Origin of the sequence: Bradyrhizobium sp. 76, from assembly GCF_023073025.1 — a bacterium.
GTDB lineage: Bacteria > Pseudomonadota > Alphaproteobacteria > Rhizobiales > Xanthobacteraceae > Bradyrhizobium.
Window position 1 is genome coordinate 531,749 of sequence record NZ_JADPIS010000090.1, and the last position, 18,984, is coordinate 550,732.

16 protein-coding genes and 1 other RNA gene are annotated in these 18,984 nt (G+C 65.1%); 13 read left to right on the plus strand and 4 right to left on the minus strand.

Annotated elements, in window-relative coordinates:
- Positions 1 to 135: 135 nt before the first annotated feature.
- The 5 genes from IVB48_RS19140 to IVB48_RS19160 all read left to right on the plus strand — a co-directional run bounded on the left by IVB48_RS19140 (position 136) and on the right by IVB48_RS19160 (position 8,163).
- On the plus strand, positions 136 to 1,455 hold the full coding sequence (locus IVB48_RS19140) for an HlyD family secretion protein (protein WP_247401822.1): 1,320 nt from the start codon (positions 136 to 138) through the stop codon (positions 1,453 to 1,455).
- A 25-nt stretch (positions 1,456 to 1,480) separates the two neighbouring features.
- Positions 1,481 to 3,067 (plus strand): DHA2 family efflux MFS transporter permease subunit, encoded by a 1,587-nt coding sequence (locus tag IVB48_RS19145; RefSeq protein ID WP_007613582.1) that lies wholly within the window; start codon positions 1,481 to 1,483, stop codon positions 3,065 to 3,067.
- A gap of 473 nt (positions 3,068 to 3,540) precedes the next feature.
- The gene (locus IVB48_RS19150) at positions 3,541 to 5,340 is read left to right on the plus strand and encodes an ABC transporter ATP-binding protein (RefSeq protein WP_247401823.1); all 1,800 of its coding nucleotides are present in this window, start codon (positions 3,541 to 3,543) and stop codon (positions 5,338 to 5,340) included.
- Between the two features lie 78 nt (positions 5,341 to 5,418).
- Complete coding sequence (locus IVB48_RS19155; protein ID WP_247358632.1) at positions 5,419 to 6,825, plus strand: MATE family efflux transporter; 1,407 nt, start codon at positions 5,419 to 5,421, stop codon at positions 6,823 to 6,825.
- A 69-nt stretch (positions 6,826 to 6,894) separates the two neighbouring features.
- Positions 6,895 to 8,163: an O-antigen ligase family protein gene (locus IVB48_RS19160; RefSeq protein WP_247401826.1), complete on the plus strand. Its 1,269-nt coding sequence runs from the start codon at positions 6,895 to 6,897 to the stop codon at positions 8,161 to 8,163.
- Here IVB48_RS19160 and IVB48_RS19165 read toward each other — a convergent pair.
- Entirely contained in the window at positions 8,160 to 8,903 is a 744-nt protein-coding gene (locus IVB48_RS19165) for a sulfite exporter TauE/SafE family protein (protein WP_247401828.1), read from the minus strand. The genes IVB48_RS19160 and IVB48_RS19165 overlap by 4 nt on opposite strands.
- A gap of 230 nt (positions 8,904 to 9,133) precedes the next feature.
- Between IVB48_RS19165 and IVB48_RS19170 the strand changes: the two genes are divergently transcribed.
- Positions 9,134 to 9,394, plus strand: a complete 261-nt coding sequence (locus IVB48_RS19170; protein WP_247401830.1) for a hypothetical protein — start codon at positions 9,134 to 9,136, stop codon at positions 9,392 to 9,394.
- A 7-nt stretch (positions 9,395 to 9,401) separates the two neighbouring features.
- Here IVB48_RS19170 and IVB48_RS19175 read toward each other — a convergent pair whose 3' ends face one another.
- Complete coding sequence (locus IVB48_RS19175) at positions 9,402 to 10,772, minus strand: PLP-dependent aminotransferase family protein (RefSeq protein ID WP_247401833.1); 1,371 nt, start codon at positions 10,770 to 10,772, stop codon at positions 9,402 to 9,404.
- A 49-nt stretch (positions 10,773 to 10,821) separates the two neighbouring features.
- Here IVB48_RS19175 and IVB48_RS19180 point away from each other — a divergent pair, with 49 nt between their 5' ends.
- Together IVB48_RS19180 and IVB48_RS19185 are read left to right on the plus strand one after the other, a co-directional pair.
- Positions 10,822 to 11,286, plus strand: coding sequence for a DUF983 domain-containing protein (locus IVB48_RS19180; protein WP_256468901.1), 465 nt, complete (start codon positions 10,822 to 10,824; stop codon positions 11,284 to 11,286).
- Between the two features lie 72 nt (positions 11,287 to 11,358).
- Positions 11,359 to 12,072, plus strand: coding sequence for an alpha/beta hydrolase (locus IVB48_RS19185; RefSeq protein ID WP_247401839.1), 714 nt, complete (start codon positions 11,359 to 11,361; stop codon positions 12,070 to 12,072).
- Between the two features lie 112 nt (positions 12,073 to 12,184).
- On the opposite strand, the gene rnpB is transcribed toward IVB48_RS19185, so the two are convergent.
- An RNA gene (gene rnpB / locus IVB48_RS19190) (RNase P RNA component class A) lies at positions 12,185 to 12,615 on the minus strand.
- A gap of 149 nt (positions 12,616 to 12,764) precedes the next feature.
- On the opposite strand from rnpB, the gene IVB48_RS19195 reads away from it, so the two are divergent.
- Entirely contained in the window at positions 12,765 to 13,118 is a 354-nt protein-coding gene (locus tag IVB48_RS19195) for a YciI family protein (RefSeq protein WP_007600836.1), read from the plus strand.
- Between the two features lie 22 nt (positions 13,119 to 13,140).
- Entirely contained in the window at positions 13,141 to 14,373 is a 1,233-nt protein-coding gene (locus IVB48_RS19200; protein ID WP_247401841.1) for an RNA polymerase sigma factor, read from the plus strand.
- A gap of 119 nt (positions 14,374 to 14,492) precedes the next feature.
- Here the strand turns inward: IVB48_RS19200 and IVB48_RS19205 are convergent, their stop codons facing one another.
- Positions 14,493 to 15,275 carry an N-acetylmuramoyl-L-alanine amidase gene (locus tag IVB48_RS19205; RefSeq protein WP_247358645.1) on the minus strand — a complete coding sequence of 261 codons (783 nt, stop codon included), beginning with the start codon at positions 15,273 to 15,275 and terminating at the stop codon, positions 14,493 to 14,495.
- A gap of 523 nt (positions 15,276 to 15,798) precedes the next feature.
- Between IVB48_RS19205 and rsmH the strand changes: the two genes are divergently transcribed.
- From rsmH to IVB48_RS19220, 3 genes are read left to right on the plus strand one after another with little or no spacing between them, the layout of a single operon-like run.
- On the plus strand, positions 15,799 to 16,788 hold the full coding sequence (gene rsmH / locus IVB48_RS19210; protein ID WP_247401844.1) for a 16S rRNA (cytosine(1402)-N(4))-methyltransferase RsmH: 990 nt from the start codon (positions 15,799 to 15,801) through the stop codon (positions 16,786 to 16,788).
- A gap of 3 nt (positions 16,789 to 16,791) precedes the next feature.
- Positions 16,792 to 17,184 (plus strand): hypothetical protein, encoded by a 393-nt coding sequence (locus IVB48_RS19215; RefSeq protein ID WP_027570696.1) that lies wholly within the window; start codon positions 16,792 to 16,794, stop codon positions 17,182 to 17,184.
- The gene (locus IVB48_RS19220; protein WP_027570697.1) at positions 17,181 to 18,935 is read left to right on the plus strand and encodes a penicillin-binding protein 2; all 1,755 of its coding nucleotides are present in this window, start codon (positions 17,181 to 17,183) and stop codon (positions 18,933 to 18,935) included. The genes IVB48_RS19215 and IVB48_RS19220 overlap by 4 nt, the downstream gene beginning before the upstream one ends.
- Positions 18,936 to 18,984: the final 49 nt, after the last annotated feature.

Below are 18,984 nucleotides of genomic sequence, written 5' to 3' on the forward strand. Positions count from 1 at the left end.
TTCGGGCCAGTAGGGTCTGCCAGGGAATATTATCTATATTGACCGAACCGTTCGGTCAATGATATTTGGGATCGGCGAGAGGGACCCGGCCGCACGGCGGCCGTCCCTCATCGCGCTTTTTTTGGGGAGGCCTTCATGGCCGTATCGAGAGACCAGGCTGCGCGCGTCCTTCGCCCGGACGCCGCGGAGACGCCGACGCCCGCGGGTGGTGACGCTGCCACCGAGACGTCTGTAGCTCTCGCCGAGCAGTTGCGCTCTCATGTGGCCGAGGAAACCAAGCGCCGCCCCAGCGAGGCGCCGGAGACGCCCGTGACCGACAAGCCGGCCGCAGCCCCGGACGCGCCCGACGCCGCCGGCGCGCCGAAGTCCGGCAAGCGCAAGTTCGTGATGATGGGAGTAGGGCTGGTGCTGGCGCTCGCGGCCGCGAGCTATGCCGGCTATTACACGCTGGTCGGCCGCTTCTACGTCGCGACCGACGACGCCTATGTCCGCGCCAATAACACCATGCTGGGCGCGCGCGTTGCCGGCCACGTCTCCTCGATCCTCGCCGGCGACAACACGACGGTGCGCGCCGGTGACATCGTCTTCCGCATCGACGACGGCGACTACAAGATCGCGGTCGACGCCGCCGCGACCAGGATCGCGACCCAGCAGGCCACCATCGATCGCATCGGCCGCCAGGTCGCGGCACTCGACAGCCAGGTCGCGCAGGCCAAGGCGCAGCTCGTCTCCGCCGAAGCCGGCCTCAAGCGCGCCGACCTCGATTACGAGCGCCAGCAGGCGCTGAGCAACAAGGGGTTTGCCTCGCGCGCCACCTTCGAGAGCTCCGAAGCCGGACGCGACCAGGGCGCCGCCGCGGTCAAGGCTGCGCAGGCCGCCTACGACGTCGCGCTCAGCAATGTCGACGTCGCCAAGGCGCAGCAGGCCGAAGCGCAGGCGCAGCTCGCCGAGCTCAAGACCACGCTGGCCAAGGCCGAGCGCGATCTCGGCTTCACCGCGGTGCGCGCGCCGGTCGACGGCACGTTCTCGAACCGCCTCGTCAGTGCCGGCGACTTCGTCGCGGTGGGCCAGCGGCTCGGCAACGTCGTGCCGCTCGACAACGTCTATATCGACGCCAATTTCAAGGAGACCCAGCTCAAGCGCATCCGCCCCGGTCAGCCGGTGACGATCAAGGTCGACGCCTACGGCATGCGCAAGTTCTCCGGTGTCGTCGACAGCATCGCGGCGGGGTCGGGCTCGGTGTTCACGCTGCTGCCGCCTGACAACGCCACTGGCAACTTCACCAAGATCGTGCAGCGCGTGCCGGTCCGCATCCGCGTGCCGAAGTCGGTCGCAAAGCAAAACCTGCTCCGCGCCGGCATGTCGGTCACTGCGACCGTCGACACCAACAAGGGCGCGGCCGACGCCGACAGCGAGGTCGATCTCGACGACGCCACCATGATCCATCCGCAGTAGCGCGCCTGCGCCGCGAGGTCAGACCATGGCGAACGCCACGACCGCTTCACCTGCCATGATGGCGGACCCCGCTTCGGAGCGCATCGCGCCGAAGCGGCTGTTCGCTTTCATCATCATGGTGTTCGGGATGTTCATGTCGATCCTGGACATCCAGATCGTCTCGGCGTCTCTGAGTGAAATCCAGGCCGGCCTGTCGGCAAGCTCCAGTGAAGTCTCCTGGGTCCAGACCGCCTATCTGATCGCCGAAGTGATCGCAATTCCGCTGTCGGGATTTCTGTCGCGCGCCTTCGGCACGCGGCTGTTGTTTGCGATCTCGGCGGCCGGCTTTACCGCATCGAGCCTGCTCTGCGGCTTCGCCACCACCATCGAGGAGATGATCCTCTGGCGCGCGCTGCAAGGTTTTCTCGGCGCCGGCATGATCCCGACGGTGTTCGCTTCGGCCTACACCGTCTTCCCACGCACCAAATTCCACATCGTCGGTCCCATCATCGGGCTCGTCGCGACGCTGGCTCCGACCATCGGGCCGACCGTCGGCGGCTACATCACCGACCTGATGTCCTGGAACTGGCTGTTCTTCATCAACATCGTGCCCGGCATCGGGATCACCATCGGCGTGCTGGCGCTGGTCGATTTCGACGAGCCGCATTTCGAATTGCTCGATCGCTTCGACTGGTGGGGGCTGCTGTTCATGGCCGGCTTCCTCGGCACGCTGGAATATGTGCTGGAGGAAGGCCCGCAATATGAATGGATGCAGGACCCCTCGGTTGCGATCTGCGCCTGGATCTGCGGCATCTCCGCGATTGCCTTCTTCTGGCGCGTCTTCACGGCGGCCGAGCCGATCGTCAATCTACGCACCTTTTCCAACCGCAATTTTGCGATCGGCTGCGTCCTTCAGTTCTGCATCGGCATCGGCCTCTACGGCCTCACCTACATCTATCCGCGCTATCTCGCCGAAGTGCGCGGCTATAGCGCGCTGATGATCGGCGAGACCATGTTCGTCTCGGGCATCACCATGTTCCTGGTCGCGCCGGTGGTCGGCCGTCTCATGGCGAAGTACGACATGCGCTACATGATCGCGTTCGGGCTCGTCGTGTTCGCGCTCGGCTCCTACCAGATGACCTGGATCACGCGCGACTACGATTTCTACGAGCTGTTGATTCCGCAGATCCTGCGCGGCATCGGCATGATGTTCGCGATGGTGCCGACCAACAACATCGCGCTCGGCACGCTCGCGCCCGACCGGGTGAAGAACGCCTCGGGCCTCTTCAACCTGATGCGCAATCTCGGCGGCGCGGTGGGTCTCGCCGTCATCAACACCGTGCTCAACGACCGCACGGACCTGCACATCACGCGCCTGCAGGAGCGCGTCACCTGGGGCAACGCGACCGCGACCGAAACCCTGACCATGTTCATGCAGAAGTTCCAGGGGCTTGGCGATTCCACGCTGATGGCGATGAAGCAGCTGTCGCAACTCGTGCATCGCCAGGCCGTGGTGATGGGCTTCGGCGATGCCTTCTTCATCCTGACGCTGTTCTATCTCGGCCTCACCCTGCTCGTCACACTGTTGAAGAGGCCGGCCTCGCCGTTCGGCGCCAGCGGCGACGCGCACTAAGCCAGCCACTCATTCGGTGTCATCGCCCGGCTTGACCGGGCGATCCAGTATTCCGAAAAGCCTGTAATAGAGCCGAGGCGCCGCGGCGTACTGGATGCCCCGCCTTCGCGGGGCATGACGGAGGAGAGCGCGGCGACGCGTACTAATTTGCAACACTCGTGCGTGATCTCGCGCGAGCCCCGTTGCAAATCACCAATGACACATCTATAAAACGCACCTCATTCCATCGAACCGGGAGGATTTGCATGATTTCGTCGCATTCGCAGATCGCACGCCCGCGCTCGATGATGTTCTGGCTCGGTATCTGCTCGGCCTCCTAGAGGCCTCTTCCGCCAGCTTCGATTGGGCTTCCAGTCCCGATCGCTCCGCTCCCCAAGTCCAAAACCAACTTCAAGTGACGCCGTCTCGGCCCTCGCGGCCGACCTGCGTCCATCAATGGAGCCGGCCCGCGGCATAAGCGGCCGGATGATGCCATGACCGCTCTGTCAAAAAGGCCCGCGGCGATACGCGTGGTGCTGCCCTTCGTGTTCCGGCACTGGCTGAAGCAGCCGGGGCGTACGCTCGTCGTGGCCGGCGGCTTGTTGGGTGCGACCATCGCCGACCTGTTCATGCCGGTCTTCTCCGGACATCTGGTCGACGCCCTGACGCGCGGCCCATCCGATCCCGCCGCGCGTCACGCGGCGCTGATGGCATTGGGCGGTATCGTGGCGCTGGGCGCAGCCTCCATGGTGCTGCGGCTGACCGGCCTCCAGGCCATCGTGCCGTTCTCGCTGAAGATCATGTCCGAGGTCGCGCAGGAAGCCTTCATGCGCGTGCAACGGTTCTCGACCGACTGGCACGCCAACTCCTTCGCGGGATCCACGGTGCGCAAGGTCACCCGCGGCATGTGGGCGCTCGACCTGTTGAACGACACCATCTTGATGGCGCTGGCGCCGTCGCTGCTGGTGCTGATCGGGTCGATGATCCTGCTCGGCGTGCACTGGGCCTCGCTTGGCGCGGTGATCGCGCTCGGCGCGCTGGCCTATGTCACGATGACGGTGCTGTTCTCGACGCGCTACATCGCGCCGGCCGCGCGCGTCTCCAATGCCTGGGACACCAAGGTCGGCGGCACACTGGCGGATGCGCTGACCTGCAACGCCGTGGTGAAGTCGTTCGGCGCGGAGGCGCGCGAGGATGCGCGGCTTGCCCGTGTCGTCAACCGCTGGCGCGTGCGCGTGCGGCGGACCTGGCTGCGCTACAACTACACCAATCTGGCGCAGCTCTCGGTGTTGCTGGCCCTGCGCGCCTCCGTGATCGGCGGTGCCGTGTTGCTGTGGATGTCGGGGCAGGCCTCGCCCGGCGACGTCACCTATGTGCTGACGAGCTATTACGTCATCCATGCCTATTTGCGCGACGTCGGAATGCACATCAACAACCTGCAGCGCTCGGTCAATGACATGGAAGAGCTGGTGGCGATCCACGACGAGCCGATCGGGATTGCGGATGCGACGGACGCGCGGCCGATCACGATCGAGCGCGGCGAGCTCGTGTTCGACGATGTCACGTTCCATTACGGCGGCCACCACGCGCCGCTCTATGACGGACTGTCGGTCACGATCCGCGCCGGCGAACGCGTCGGTCTCGTCGGCCGCTCCGGCTCCGGCAAGACCACCTTCGTCAAGCTGGTGCAGCGGCTCTACGACGTCACCGGCGGCCGCGTTCTGATCGATGGGCAAGACATCGCCAAGGCCACGCAGCACTCGCTGCGCAGCCAGATCGCGATCGTGCAGCAGGACCCGATCCTGTTTCACCGCTCGCTCGCCGAGAACATCGCCTATGGCCGGCCCGGCGCCAGCCTGGAGGCGATCGAGCAGGCGGCACGGCTGGCCAACGCGCACGACTTCATCGTGCGCCTGCCCAAGGGCTACGGCACGCTGGTTGGCGAGCGCGGCGTCAAGCTCTCCGGCGGCGAGCGGCAGCGCGTGGCGCTGGCGCGCGCCTTCCTGGCCGATGCGCCGGTGCTGATCCTGGACGAAGCGACCTCGAGCCTCGATTCGGAATCCGAGGCCCTAATCCAGCAGGCGATGGAGCGGCTGATGAGAGGCCGTACCTCGATCGTGATCGCGCACCGGCTGTCGACGGTGAAGAGCCTCGATCGCATCCTGGTGTTCGACCGCGGCGAGATCGTCGAGCAAGGCACGCATGCCAAGCTCGCGGCCAAGCCCGGCGGCATCTATCGGGGGCTGTTCGAGCGCCAGGTGGTGGAGCTCGGACAGATTGCAGCGGCGGAATGAGTGACGCGCGGCCGGTGGACCAATGTCGGCCGCGTCGTCAAAGAATCGGTCGAGGAAATCCGTCAAGGATGGAATGACATGAAAGACCTGACCAACGGCTCCATCGCGAAGCACATTCTGGGCATGGCGCCGCCGATCATGGTCGGTATGGTCACGATCATGCTTTGCCAGCTGGTCGATCTGTACTTCGTCTCGGGCTTGGGCGATGCCGCGGTCGCGGGCGTGGCGGCGGCCGGCAATGCCGGCTTTCTCATCAACGCGCTGATGCAGGTGCTCGGCGTCGGCGCGGTGTCGTTGATCGCGCATGCCGTGGGACGCAAGGATCGGCCGGATGCCAATTTGATCTTCAATCAGGCGATCGTGCTGTCGGTGCTGTTCGGACTGTTGACCCTGGTCGCAGGCGCGGCGCTGTCGCGCGCCTACATGCATGCGATCGCCGCGGACGAAGCCACGATCGAGGCGGGGACCACGTATCTGTTGTGGTTCATGCCGGCGCTCGCGTTGCAATTCGCGAGCCAGGTGATGGGATCCGCTCTGCGCGCCACCGGCATCGTGCGTCCCACGATGCTGGTGCAGGCGCTTGCGGTGGCCATCAACATCGCGCTGGCGCCGGTTCTGATCGCGGGCTTGGGCACGGGCCATGCGCTCGGCGTTGCCGGTGCGGGGCTGGCGAGCTCGATCGCGGTGTTGATCGGCGTCGTGATGCTGCTTGCGTATTTTCGCAAGGTCGAACGCTATGTCGCCTTTAATCCGGCGCAGTGGCGTCCGCAGGCGCAGCATCTGAAGCGCATCCTCAATGTCGGTCTGCCTGCCGGCGGCGAGTTCGCGATGATGTTCATCCTCATGGCGGTGGTCTATTTCGTGCTGCGCGATTTCGGTGCGGCGGCGCAGGCCGGTTTCGGGATCGGACAACGGGTCCTGGGCCTGATCCAGATGCCGGCCCTTGCAGTTGCGCTCGCCGCCGGGCCGATCGCCGGCCAGAACATGGGCGCCGGAAAAGGCGAGCGCGTGCGCGAAACCTTCGTCAAGGCGGCGCTGATCACCAGTGTCGTGATGATCGGCTTCATGTGCCTCGCGCAGTCGAAGCCGCAGCTCCTGCTCGCGGGGTTCTCGAACGATCGGGAAACCATGGAGATCGCGTTCCTGTTCCTGCGGATCATCTCGCTCAACATGGTGGCGCAGGGCGTGATCTTCACCTGCTCGAGCATGTTCCAGGGCCTCGGCAATACCAAGCCGGTGCTGTGGAGTTCGGCAACGCGCGTGCTCACCTATTCGCTGCCGGCGATCTGGTTGTCGACGCGGCCGGGCTTCCGGATCGAGCACGTCTGGTACCTGTCGATCGCGGCAACCACGCTGCAGGCGGCCCTGAGCTTGTGGCTGCTACGGCGTGAATTCAGGAAGCGCCTTGTCATGCTCCGACACGAGGAATCCCCGGAGCAGGCTGCGCCGGAGCCCGTGGCGTCTCCTGTACGCGCGCCAGCTTAGCTATCGCTTGTCCCCGCCCCACGGCTCCGGCAAACTTGCCGCGCCGTGGGGATCGCCTGCAGGGGCCAAATGACCGGAGTGTTGTACGAGCAGCGGCCCAATTCCTGGCTCTCCGCGATCTGGGCGGCACGCTATCGCACGCCAGCCCGCTTCGTCGCGCTGATCGCGTTGCTGTTGCCATGGACCACGACCGGGCTCATTTTCGCGCTCATTCCCTGGCTGATCGCGTTCGCGTTCCTCGACCTTCGCGAATTTCCGCGTTCGCTGCTTCGGCCGATCTGCCTGCTGCCGATTGCGCTGGTCGCACTCGCCGCCATCGGCACGCTCTGGTCGGATGCGCCGTGGCCGGACCGAATCCATGCGATCGGCCCGGCAGCGAAGCTGCTGGTGATTCCGCTCCTGATCTACCAGTTCGAGCGCTGGCCCTATGGCAACTGGGTGTTTTCCGCGTTCCTGGTGTCGTGCACGGCGCTGATGCTCTATTCCTTTGCCGTCGCCGCCGATCCCGCACTGTCGCTGAAACTCTATCTGTCGCGCGGGCCTTACAAGGTCGAAAGCGGGATCGCGGTGCGCAATTATATCGACCAGAGCCAGGAATTCGCGCTCTGTGCGATCGCGCTGGTTTATCCCACCGTGTTGCTGCTACGACGAGGCCGCTACCGTAGCGCGGCGCTGTTCGTGGCGCTCGCGATTGGATTCCTCTCCAACATGATGTTCGTCGTGGTCTCGCGCACGGCGCTGGTGACGCTACCGATCCTGATCGTGGTCTTCGCGCTCTTGCATTTGCGCCGCCGCACCGCGCTGCTCGCCGTCGGTGCGATGGGGCTGTTGGCCTTGACGTTGTGGAGCGCCTCGCCGCATCTGCGCACGACCGTCGCCAAATTCAACGGAGACTACGAGGTCAGCATCGTCGGCAACGACGTCAGCGGCATGGGATCGCGACTGGAGTTCTGGCGCAAATCGCTGGCATTCACCGCGGATGCGCCGCTGCTCGGTCACGGCACCGGCGCGATCCGCGGCCTGTTCGCGCGCGCGGCTGTCGGCGAGAGCGGGGTTCGGGCGGAAATCGTCGGTGATCCCCACAACCAGACGCTCAATGTCGCCGTGCAATGGGGCGCGTTGGGCGTCGTGATCCTCTACGCGCTCTGGTTCGCGCACCTCTCGCTATTTCGCGGCGAGGGGCTGGCCTGCTGGGTGGGCCTTCTGGTCATGGTGCAGAACTTGCTCTCCTCGCTGCTCAACTCGCATCTGTTCGATTTCGCCGAGGGCTGGATCTACGTGCTTGGAGTCGGCGTTGCCGGCGGCATGGCGCTCGCCGCGAAGACAATGCGGAGCTAGTGCGTGCCCAAACTGTTCCAGACCAGGCCGAGGCCCGACAGGAACAAGAGACCGAGCACGACATCGCCAAAATGCTTGTCGCTCAACGCGTGGTAGACGCGCGCGCCGGCCCATGCGCCGATCAGCGTGCCCGGAAATGCGATCACCGCAAGCCAGACGACCTTGAACGCGACGAGGCCCGAGGCGGTCTGCAACACCAAAGCGGCGGCCAGCACGGTGAAATTGAAGAGCTGGAAGATGCCGCGCCGCTCGTGCTTGTTCCAGCCGCGGATGTTGGCCCACAGGATCGGAAGCGGCCCCGACAGTCCAGCAAGGCCACCTAATATGCCGCCGGCAAAGCCGATCGCGCCGTCGGCAATGCGGCCACCGAAGGTGACGGCGAGCGGCTGCTTGTTCAGATAGAGAGCGGTTGAAAACACCAGGATCAGCACGCCGACGCTCAGCTTGAACACTTTTGGATCGGCGGAGGCGACCAGCATGGTGCCCAGCGGCACGCCGATCAGTCCTCCAATCAGGAACGGCCAGACCAGCGAGAGATCAAAGCTTTTCCACATCGACGGCAGCGTCGAGCTCTGCGCGATCACCGAGCAGATCAGCACCAGCGGCACCGCGAGCGAGGGCGGCAGCACGTAGAGCCAGATGCCGAGTGCCATCAGCGCTGTGCCGAATCCGGCAAGGCCCGAGACGAAGCCCCCGGCCAGTGCGCCGAGCAGCAGCAGCGCGTAGGTGAGTATTTCCAACAGATTGTCCCTGTCGCCTGTGCGATCCCGAACTGTTGATCGCCGTCGCTCGCATAGCACAGCTGCGGCCGTGCAGGTCAATTTCAAAACCGCACGCAAGCGTGATCCCTAGCGGCGGGCGTTCGCGAAAGACAGGCCTAGATGATGCTCGTACTTCAACCTGGGGGTCCGCTCGACGCGATCATGCGGTTCGATCGGTGATTTCCCGAATGAGCGTATGGAGAAGGACGATGACCCGCACGAAGATTGCCGTCGCGGCCGCGCTAGTGGCGGCGGCGGCCTTGACGCCGACAATGGCTCAGGCCCAGTTTTCCGAGCCTGCGGCCTATCAGGCTGCCCATCCGGACCGCGACGTTCTGAATGGCGGCCAGCTCACGCCCGCCGCGCGCGGGGCCCGCGGCGAGTCCCTCGCGCCGAGCGAAGCCTATGCGGCCTATCCGTCCCCCGTCGCGCCGGTCGTGCGCTCGCGGCATCGCCGCCAACATCAATAGGCTGTTGCTAGACGATCTGTCTGGTGTCGGCGGGCCTGTGCAGCGCGCCGACCAGGATGCGCAGCGCCTCCGTCAATTCCGCCCTGTTGCGCGCCGCGCCTAGCGAAACGCGTGCCGCGTGTGGCGCGGTCCCGTCGACGGTGAAGGCCTCGCCGGCGACGACTGCCAGTCCATTCCGCAGCAGATGTGCCGCGACGTCGGGACGGTCCTCCGGCAGCCGCAGCCATAGATGGTGAGCGGCGGACTTGGCCTGGAACTCGAAGCCTTTGAGCGCGCGTTGCGCGAGCTGCTGCCGGCCGACGGCCTCGCTCCTGATCGCGGTGATGATGCGGTCGGCGATGCCGGTCTCGATCCAATGCGTCACCAGCGCGACCATCAGCGGTGCCGGCATCTGCACCGTCGCCTGCAAAGAGTTGCGCATCTCCCGCTGCGAGCTGTTATCTGGCGTCACCAGATAGGCGACCCGTAGCGCGGGCGCGATGCATTTTGACAGCGTGGTCGCGAGATATGTCCGTTCCGGAATGAGATTGGCGATCGGCGATGCCGACCGATCGAGCAGCCCGTAGGCGTCGTCCTCGATCAGAATCGTATCGGCATCTTTGATGATCTTTGCGAGAGCGCTGCGGCGCTCGGGGAGAAGCGTCGCAGTGGTCGGATTGTGCAGCGTCGGAATGAGATAGACCGCTTTCGGTCTATGCGTGCGGCAGGCCTTCGCCAGCGCGTCGGCCAGGATGCCGCCGTCGTCCATGGCGACGCCGACGAGCTTGACGCCGAGCCGCGCCGCGGCGGCCTTGATGCCGGGAAAGGTGAGCGCCTCCGTCAGCACCACGTCGCCGGGCCGGGCGAGGTGGGCGAGCAGGCTGAACAGGATCGTCTGCGCGCCGGGAAAGATCACGAGCCTGTCGGCATGCGCATGCGGCACGCGTGCGCGCATCCATCGCGCGGCGACCTCGCGCTCGTGTGCGCTGCCGCCGGGCGGCTGGTAGTTGAGATGCGCCGTCAGGCCCGATTGCGCGCGGATGGCTTCCATCCCGGCGATGATGCGCTCGTCGAGTTGCGCTTCGAGAGGTTGCGGCGGCACGTTCATCGAGAGGTCGATCGCGACGGGATGCGGCATATCGACCGCGCGGCGCGCGCTGGTCTCCGACACGAACGAGCCCTGGCCGACCCGGGCCTCCATGATGCCGCGGCGCCGCGCCTCGGTGTAGGCGCGCGTCACCGTGGTGAGATCGATGCCGAGCGCCTTTGCCAGCGCCCGCTGCGTCGGCAGTTGCTGCCCACGCACAAGCCGGCCCGCCGCGATATCGGCCTCCATGGCCTCGACGATGCGCTGATAGCGCGGCCCGCTCAGCTCCGAGATTGTAGGGGTCCAATCCATGCAATTAAGGTCTATATCCTTTGAATGTATGGATGCAAGATATTATTGTATGGATCGTAGAAAAGGAAGAGGTGGGGTCATGGCGACCGTTTCAGTCTCTCTCACGAAAGCGATGTGGCGCGGTTTCTTGGGCAAATGCCCCAATTGCGGCGAGGGGCACGCGTTCGGCCGTTTCCTGAAGGTGGCGGATACCTGCGACCATTGCGGCGAGGAGCTGTTTCACCAGCGCGCCGACGATTTCCCGGCCTATCTCGTGATGGTCGTGGTCGGCCATCTCGTGGTGCCGGCAATCCTCGCGGTCGAGACCGCCTATATGCCGGCCGTCTGGCTGCAACTGGCGGTGTGGCTGCCGGTGACCTTGTTCGCCTCGCTTGCGCTGCTGCAGCCGACCAAGGGCGCCATCGTCGGGCTGCAATGGCAGATCGGCATGCACGGTTTTGAGGCGGGCAAGCTGCGGCGCGAAGCTGGTCAGGGTGCACCCGTTTTCGTCAAGGTGAACACGCGCGCGGCTTAAGGGGCCGTAGCGTTTACATCGCGAGACCGGCCGCTACACTCCATCGTACAAACAAGAACGATGGAAACGCCGATGGCCGCACGCTCAAAAACCTTCCTGCTTTGTCACGGCGCGTGGTCCGGCGGGTGGGCCTGGAAGAAGATGCATCCGCTGATGGCGCAGGCCGGGCATCGCCTGATTGCGCCGACCTATACCGGCCTCGGCGAGCGCGCGCATCTGGCTAGTCCCGCGATCGATCTCGATACGCATATCCAGGACATTCTCAATGTCATCACGTTCGAGGACCTCGAGGACATCGTGCTGCTCGGCCACAGCTATGGCGGCATGGTCGCCACCGGCGTCGCCGATCGCGCGCGCGAGCGGGTGACGCAATTGATCTACCTCGACGCCTTCGTGCCGCGTGACGGCCAATCGCTGTTCGATCTCCATGAGGGCGGGCGCGAGCCGATGCGCAAGGCTGCAAGCTCAGGCGACGGCTACCGCATCCCGCCGAACCCGCCGCCGCCGGACACGCCGCAGGCCGATCTCGACTGGCTCAACGCGCGCCGGATCAACATGCCGATCAAATGTTTCGAGACGAAGCTGAAGCTCAAACATGGCGAGCCGGTGATGCCGCGCAGCTACATCTATTGCACGCGCATTCCGCCGGGCGACGTGTTCGGGCAGTTTGCGAAGCGCACCAAGAGCGAGGATGGCTGGCGCACTTTCGAAGTCGACGCGAGCCATGCACCGAATGTCACGGCGCCGGAGGCGTTGATGGCGGTCCTGGAGAAGATCGTCGGATAAAGCCAAAATGGTGAGGGGCCCGATGCATTAACACCGAGCCCCTCGTCACTTCTTGGTAAGACACGTTTTCTTCACGCGAACCGGAAAACCACTTCGCTCGAAAACGCTTTAGAATATCAGCCGGCCTGTAAGCCGGGTTCTGTAAGGCACCGTCCGCTTGCGCGAACGATACGTGACGGCCATTCCTCTGGGACCATGTTTGCACAGGGCCTCGAGCAACCTACCCGGACGGCGGGCCTGACATCGCCCCGCGGCGTTATCGCTTTCGCGAACAGCCCGCTACGCCGTCCCTATTCGGTCTTGCTCCCGGTGGGGTTTACCATGCCGGCTCCGTTGCCGCAGCCGCGGTGCGCTCTTACCGCACCTTTTCACCCTTACCTGCCTACGCAGCTTGCGCTGCTACGGCGGGCGGTTCGTTCTCTGTGGCACTTTCCCTGGGGTCGCCCCCGCCGGACGTTATCCGGCACCGTATGTCAAGGGAGCCCGGACTTTCCTCCCCGGCGGCCTTTCGGCACTTGCCGGAGCGGCCGTCCGGCCGACTGACGGCTTACGCATGAAGCATTTGTGTCGGTTCCGCAAGCCGATAACGCCATGCACGGTTCGCCCGAAATAATTTATCCTGAAGATGTCGTTGGGCGCGTGTCCCGTTCGACTGGATGTCGGCGATCCAGCCGTGCAACAGGAGTTAAGCGATGCAGTATTTGCTGATGATCTACCAGAACGAAGCCGAGTACGCGAATATGCGTCCGGCGGCCGGCCAGCAGATGACGGCGGAATATCAGACCTTCACGCAAGGCATCATCCAGAGCGGCAATTTCAAGGCCGGCGACCGGCTGCAGCCGACCACGACCGCGACGACCGTGCGCGTGCGCGATGGCAAGACGCTGACGACCGACGGCCCGTTTGCCGAAACGCGCGAGCAGCTCGGCGGCTATTACCTCGTGGAGGCCAAGGATCTCGATACCGCGATCGAGATCGCGTCGCGGATTCCGTCGGCGCGCATCGGCTCGATCGAGGTGCGGCCGATCTGGGTCTACGACAAGTGAAGGCGCAGTCGCGCATCGACATATGACATTGTCCGAGATCGACAAGATCTTCCGCGACGAGGCGGGGCGGGCGCTGGCCACGCTGATCCGCCTCGTCGGCGATTTCGATCTTGCCGAGGACGCGCTCCAGGACGCCTTTGCGGTGGCACTGGAGCGCTGGCCGGCGTGCGAGGTCCCCGACAATGCGCGTGCCTGGCTGGTCAATGTCGCCAGGCACAAGGCGATCGACCGTATCAGGCGCCAGGCCGTTTTCCGCGGCAAGGAGCAGGCGCTCGTGCACGAGCTCGAGCTGAACGCGCAGGCGCCCGTCGAGCCGCCGGCGATGGTCGACGACGACATGCTGCGGCTGATCTTCACCTGCTGCCATCCGGCGTTTGCGCCCGAAGTCCAGGTCGCGCTGACGCTGCGCACCGTCTGCGGGCTCTCCGCGGCGCAGGTTGCGCGCGCCTTCCTCGTCACTGAGGAGGCGATGGGGCAGCGTCTCGTCCGCGCCAAGCAGAAGATACGGCTCGCCGGCATTCCCTATGAGGTCCCCGAGCGCGACACGCTGGTGCCGCGGCTCGAGGGTGTGCTTGCCGTGATCTATCTGGTCTTCACCGAAGGCTATGTGGCGACGTCAGGTGCGGATTTGATGCGGCCCGATCTTGCGGCCGAGGCGATCCGGCTTGGCCGCTTGCTCGACCGGCTGTTACCCGATCGCGCGGGGATCAAGGGCCTGCTGGCGCTGATGCTGCTGCACGATGCGCGCCGCGCAGGGCGCCAGACCGCCGCGGGCGACATCGTGCTGCTGGAAGAGCAGGATCGTTCGCGGTGGGACCGTGCACAGATCGAGGAGGGTCTCCGTCTGGTGGACGACGCACTGCGCGTGCCCGGCCGGCCGCAGCCTTATGCAGTCCAAGCCGCGATCGCTGCGCTGCATGCGCGCGCGCCGAGCTATGAGCAGACAGACTGGCCGCAGATTGCCGGGCTCTACGAAGTGCTATTGCGCATCAACCCGTCGCCGGTGATCGGGCTCAACCACGCGGCGGCGGTGTCGATGGTCGATGGGCCGGCGCGTGCGCTCGATCTCGTGGATGCGACTACTGCGCGCGGCGGGCTTCGTGGCTACGAGCTGTTGCCGGCGGTGCGGGCCGATCTATTGCGGCGGCTCGGCCGGAATGAGGAGGCGCGCGAGGCCTATCGCGCTGCGACGGAGGCGACGCAGTTGGAGCCGCTGCGACGACTTTATGCGCGAAGGATGAGGGAGATGGAGTAGTTGCCACATACTCCGTCATTGCGAGGAGCACTTGCGACGAAGCAATCCAGACTGCCTCTGCGGAGGCAGCCTGGATTGCTTCGCTTTGCTCGCAATGACGGGGTGTGTGGCAGTCGTCGTCACTTCGTCGCGACGGTCGTTGCCTCCTGAGGGAGACTCCCCAACAGCGCCTGCAAGGTCGACAGCGTCGAGTGATCCGCGACCCCATCCAGTCGCGCCGGGCGGAAATGGCGCTGGAACGCGGTGACGACTTCCATGGTCGCGGCGTCGTATTTGCCGGTGAGGGGAACGCCGTAGCCGTATCTGGCGAGCGCCTGCTGCAGGCTCAGCACCTCGTCGCTGATGGTGCCGAGCATCAAGCTCTCGCCGCGCACGACCGGCGCGGGCGTGACCCAGTGGCCGACGCCGGAATTCGCCAGCGAATGCCACGGAAATTTTTCGCCGGGATCTTTCTTGCGCGCGGGCGCCACGTCGGAATGGCCGAGCACCCGGTGCGCGGGCACCTTGCGGCGGAGCATGATGCCGCGGCACAGCGCGATCACGGCGGCGATCTGGCGCAGCGGAAACTCCGGATAACCCCAGTCGTGGCCGCGATTGACGATCTCGATCCCGATCGAGCAGGAATTGATGTCGTCCTCGCCGGCCCAGGCGGACACGCCGGCATGCCAGGCGCGCCTGGCCTCCGGCACGCATTGCACGATGCGGCCGTCTTCCAGCACGACATAATGTGCCGACACCTCGGTGCCTGCCGAGCAGAGCCGCGCCAGCGCACCTTCGACGTCGGGCATGCCGGTGTAATGCAGCACGATCATGTCGGGCTGCCGGCCCTTGTTACGGTCGCCATGGTTCGGTGAGGGGATGATGTCGGAGACGATCGAGGAATCCGGCTCGAACGTCCGCATGTTCGCGGCGGCCTTGGGAACCGGGAGAACACGTTGACGCTTCGAATCAGATCCAGACGGCGTGGACGAACCGGACGACATAAACAGCTCGAGACAGACGGAGAGTGGGCCAAGCCCTTCTCTTTACTATTCCTTTACCCTCCAACGTGCGCAACCGCGCGACGAGGTTAACGGATGCATTTTGGCGCATGTGTGTGGATGAAGCATCACCGCCGCGTCAGCTTTTCGACTTGTCGCGAGCCGATCAACGCTTTCTTAACGCTAAGGGCCGTTACTGAGGGATGAAGAGCCGACCCGCGTCCGGAGGCGGCCAAAGCGTATTTTGGCTCGAAATCCCATGGCTGCCCGACAAATTCCAAGGGGAATACTGGGTTGGTGGCCCGGGACGACCGGGCTCGGTAACCATGTTGGACGGGGGTTGGGTCGTGGAACCGCCGCGACGCGGAATCATTCGAGGCGTTATGAGGTTGTTCGTCCCCGATCTCACTTGGGAGTCCGGCGGGGCGATCGGCAGGCCTGGCGCATGAGCTCGGTTCCGCACATCCCCGTTCTTGGCCGCGAGGCCATCGACCACCTCGCTCCACGCGAAGGTGGCACTTACATCGACGCGACCTTTGGTGCCGGCGGCTACAGCCGCGCGATTCTCGACGTGCCGGGAACCCGGGTGATCGCCATTGATCGCGACCGTACTGCGATCGAGGGTGGCGCCGAGCTGGTCGCCCGCTCCGCAGGCAGGCTGACCCTCGTTGAAGATCGTTTCTCCAACCTCGCCGATGTCTGTGCGGCGCAAGGCCTCGAAGACGTCAACGGCGTCGTGATGGACGTCGGCGTGTCCTCGATGCAGCTCGACCAGGCCGGCCGCGGCTTCTCGTTCCGCCTCGATGGTCCGCTCGACATGCGGATGGGGCAGGCAGGCCCGACTGCAGCCGATGTCGTGGCGCGCGCGTCGGAAGGCGATCTCGCCGACATCATCTATCTCCTCGGCGAAGAGCGGCAGTCGCGCCGGATCGCCCGCGCCATCATCGCGGACCGTCAGGAAACGCCGTTCACGACCACGCGCGCGCTCGCCGATCTCGTCGGCAGGGTGGTTCGTTCCAAGCCTGGCGATATTCACCCGGCGACGCGGACGTTCCAGGCCCTGCGCATCTTCGTCAACGAAGAGCTCGAGGAACTCCAGAGCGCGCTCGTCGCTGCCGAGCGTGTGCTCAAGCCCGGTGGTCGCCTCGTGGTCGTCTCGTTCCATTCGCTGGAAGACCGCATCGTCAAGAACTTCCTCGCCGAGCGCAGCAAGACAGGTGGCGGCTCACGCCATTTGCCGGAAGTGTCTCAGGCGGTGCCGAGCTTCCAGCTGCTGACGCGGCGGCCGGTGATCGCGGGCGAGGACGAAGTCGCGCATAACCCGCGCGCGCGGTCGGCAAAACTGCGCGCCGCCGAGCGCACCTCGGCTCCGGCGCATGACGATCGCGAGCAATCGTCATGGCCAAAACTCTCCGACGTCATGAGAGGTGGCTAGCGCATGCGCTTCATCCACCTCCTCGTCATCGGCGCGCTGATCTTCGCGGCGGCTCATGTCTACCGGATCAAGATGGACTCCACGGCGCGCACCGAAAAGGTATTGCGTTTGCATGCGGAGATCCGCGAGCAGCGCGATGCGATTGCGGCGCTGCGCTCCGAATGGGCCAAGCTCGATGCGCCCCTGCGCCTGCAAGGCCTGTCCGACCGGCATCTGCAGCTCAAGCCGGTCAACGGCACGCAGTATGACTCACTGAAGAATTTGCCCGAGCGTCCGCCGCGGATGTTCAGGCCGGGCGAGCCGGATCCGATCGGCGCCATGCTCAACACCATCGAAGCCGCGAGCGATCCCGATAATGTGACGGGCTCCGTGCCGCAGCCCGAGGACAAGCCATGAGTGCTGTGACCCCGGCCAAACCCACAGAAAAGCCGACCGAGCCTTGGCGCCAACGGCTGATCCGCAGCCTGCTGTACGGGCGCAATGTCGACCGCGCGGCCAAGGCGCGGGCCCGCGTCGGCCTGGCGATGCTCGCCTTTGGCGCGGTCTACGCCCTGATCGGCGGCCGGCTCGTGATGTTCGCGATCGGCGCCGACGCCCACGGCGCGCGCCGCGCCGCGGCGCAGGAGGTGGTCGCGACCGCGCGGCCCGACATCGTTGACCGCAACGGCGCGATCCTCGCGACCGACGTCAAGGCGTCGAGCTTGTTCGGCGAGCCGCGCCGCATCATCGACAAGGACGAGGCGATCGAGCTTCTGACCGCCACCGTGCCCGACCTCGACGAGGCCGAGGTGCGCGAGCGCCTGAAGACGCGCAAGGGCTTCGTCTGGCTCAAGCGCGAGATTACGGCGAAGCAGCAGCAGGACATCCACAAGCTCGGCATTCCCGGCATCGGCTTCCTGCGCGAGAACAAGCGCGTCTACCCGACCGGCAACGAGGTCGCCCACCTCATCGGTCTCGTCAACATCGACAACCAGGGCATCGCCGGCATGGAGAAGTGGCTCGACAATCAGGGGCTCGCCGATCTCCACCGCGCGGGCTTTGCCACCGACCGGCTGCAAAAGCCGATCGAGCTCTCGGTCGATCTGCGCGTCGAGCACGCACTGCGGGACGAACTTCTGAAGGCCAAGGAGAAATACCACACCAAGGCCGCCTCCGGCATCGTCTCCAACGTCAAGACCGGCGAGATCGTGGCGATGGTCTCCCTGCCGGACTTCGATCCCAACAATCCGAAGGAAGCCCACGACCCCGACCGCATCAATCGCCTGACTACCGGCGTCTACGAGATGGGCTCGACGTTCAAGGCGTTCACGCTGGCGATGGCGCTCGATTCCGGCAAGATCAACCTGAACTCGATGTGGGATGCACGGGGAAACCTGCACTACGGCAAGTTCACCATCCATGACAGCCACGCGCTCGGACGTTTCATCAATACCAAGGAAGTGTTCACCTTCTCCTCCAACATCGGCGCCGCGCGGATCGCGCTCGGCCAGGGCGTCGAGGCCCACAAGGCGTTCCTCGCCAAAATGGGCCAGTTGACGCGGCTGCGCACCGAACTGCCGGAAAGCGCGGCTCCGCTGATACCGCGCCGCTGGGGCGAGCTGAATACGGTGACCATCGCGTTCGGCCAGGGCATGTCGGTGGCGCCGCTGCAGGCGGTGATGGGCATCAACGCGCTGGTGAACGGCGGCTATCTGATTCCGCCGACCTTCATGAAGCGCACCGAGTCCGAAGCGGCGTCCATGGCCAAGCGCGTCATCAAGACGGAGACCAGCGACAAGATGCGGTTCCTGATGCGGCTCAATGCCGAAATCGGCACCGCCAAGACCGCCGACGTCAAGGGTTACTATGTCGGCGGCAAGACCGGCACGTCCGAGAAGGTCATCAACGGCCGCTATGCCAAAAAGCGCGTGCTCAACTCCTTCACCGCGATCATGCCCTGCGACGATCCGAAATATCAGATCCTGATCATGCTGGACGAGCCCCAGGCGATTCCTGAAACGAAGGGTTTCATCACCTCGGGCTGGAACGCGGTGCCGACCGGCGGCAAGGTGATCGAGCGGATCGCGCCGCTTTTAGGCGTCGAGCCGCGGTTCGACCTGCCGCCGTCCGAGCGCCTTATTCTTGCAGCATCCAGGACAACCCAGTAATCAACCGGATGGGCCGTTGCCGCTGCTGAGTCGGGATTTCCCTGGAAAT

Bases quoted from the DNA above. Each gene is read 5' to 3' on its own strand.
- IVB48_RS19140 (WP_247401822.1), top strand. From the start codon at position 136: ATGGCCGTATCGAGAGACCAGGCTGCGCGCGTCCTTCGCCCGGACGCC.
- IVB48_RS19150 (WP_247401823.1), top strand. From the start codon at position 3,541: ATGACCGCTCTGTCAAAAAGGCCCGCGGCGATACGCGTGGTGCTGCCC.
- IVB48_RS19180 (WP_256468901.1), top strand. From the start codon at position 10,822: ATGGATCGTAGAAAAGGAAGAGGTGGGGTCATGGCGACCGTTTCAGTC.
- IVB48_RS19205 (WP_247358645.1), bottom strand. From the start codon at position 15,275: ATGCGGACGTTCGAGCCGGATTCCTCGATCGTCTCCGACATCATCCCC.
- IVB48_RS19200 (WP_247401841.1), top strand. From the start codon at position 13,141: ATGACATTGTCCGAGATCGACAAGATCTTCCGCGACGAGGCGGGGCGG.
- IVB48_RS19195 (WP_007600836.1), top strand. From the start codon at position 12,765: ATGCAGTATTTGCTGATGATCTACCAGAACGAAGCCGAGTACGCGAAT.
- IVB48_RS19220 (WP_027570697.1), top strand. From the start codon at position 17,181: ATGAGTGCTGTGACCCCGGCCAAACCCACAGAAAAGCCGACCGAGCCT.
- IVB48_RS19215 (WP_027570696.1), top strand. From the start codon at position 16,792: ATGCGCTTCATCCACCTCCTCGTCATCGGCGCGCTGATCTTCGCGGCG.
- IVB48_RS19170 (WP_247401830.1), top strand. From the start codon at position 9,134: ATGACCCGCACGAAGATTGCCGTCGCGGCCGCGCTAGTGGCGGCGGCG.
- IVB48_RS19160 (WP_247401826.1), top strand. From the start codon at position 6,895: ATGACCGGAGTGTTGTACGAGCAGCGGCCCAATTCCTGGCTCTCCGCG.
- rsmH (WP_247401844.1), top strand. From the start codon at position 15,799: ATGAGCTCGGTTCCGCACATCCCCGTTCTTGGCCGCGAGGCCATCGAC.
- IVB48_RS19155 (WP_247358632.1), top strand. From the start codon at position 5,419: ATGAAAGACCTGACCAACGGCTCCATCGCGAAGCACATTCTGGGCATG.
- IVB48_RS19185 (WP_247401839.1), top strand. From the start codon at position 11,359: ATGGCCGCACGCTCAAAAACCTTCCTGCTTTGTCACGGCGCGTGGTCC.
- IVB48_RS19175 (WP_247401833.1), bottom strand. From the start codon at position 10,772: ATGGATTGGACCCCTACAATCTCGGAGCTGAGCGGGCCGCGCTATCAG.
- IVB48_RS19145 (WP_007613582.1), top strand. From the start codon at position 1,481: ATGGCGAACGCCACGACCGCTTCACCTGCCATGATGGCGGACCCCGCT.